General features: G+C 68.3%; 1 protein-coding gene. It reads left to right on the forward strand.

All coding sequences use genetic code 11. The annotated features are described in order from the left end of the window. A partial coding sequence (locus GPA04_RS20945) for an LPXTG cell wall anchor domain-containing protein (protein WP_156226174.1) occupies window positions 1–805 on the forward strand: 805 nt, incomplete at both ends.

Raw genomic sequence — 805 nt, forward strand, 5'->3', positions numbered from 1 at the left:
GTCGCGGTCGATGTGCCGCTGGCTGCCGGTGGGACGCACACCTACACGGTGGCCGTGGTGGCCTCGATCGGGGAGGGTTCCTTCGGTTCGGAGTCGCTGGAGTGTGCGGCGCCGGGTTCGGGTGAGAGCGGTGGGTTTGCCAACACGGCGGGTCTGTCGCACAACGACCTGACTGACGAGGCGGATGCCTGTGTCACGGTCGAGCCGTCGGTGGGTCTGGACAAGACGATCGCCTCGGGTCCGAACCAGTCTGATGACGGTGGTTACATCGTTTCTTACGAGATCGAGGTGACCAACACCGGTGGGTTGCCGACCAGCTACGTGCTCTCGGACGAGCTGCGTTTCGGTGAGGGGATCGAGGTGACCTCGGTGCAGGTCACGAACACCGCTCCTGGTGATGTGGCGGTGCTCGACACCTTCACGGGTCTGGGCGAGGCCGGGTCGGCCGAGAACCGGCTCACCGAGGAGGTGCCGCTCGGGATCGACGCGGTGCATGTCTACCTCGTGGAGGTGAGCGGGAGCATCGATGTCTCCGAGGCGAGCCTGGCGTCGCTGGAGTGCGCCGACGGCGCCGGTGACGGTGCGGGTTCGGGGCTGCTGAACGTGGCGGTCCTGGATCACGGTGAGGTCCAGCTCAGCGATGATGCCTGCGCTGCGCTGCAGGCGCCGCCTGGTGCTCAGCTGCCGGACACCGGTTCGGAGGGTGTGGGCACCGCAGCGCTGGTGGCCGGCCTGATCACGCTGCTGGGTGGTGCGCTCGTGGCGGTCCGCGGCTGGAGCCGCCGGACCACCCGCGAGGAGCTGC

Source organism: Pseudactinotalea suaedae, from assembly GCF_009733815.1.
Taxonomy (GTDB): domain Bacteria; phylum Actinomycetota; class Actinomycetes; order Actinomycetales; family Beutenbergiaceae; genus Pseudactinotalea; species Pseudactinotalea suaedae.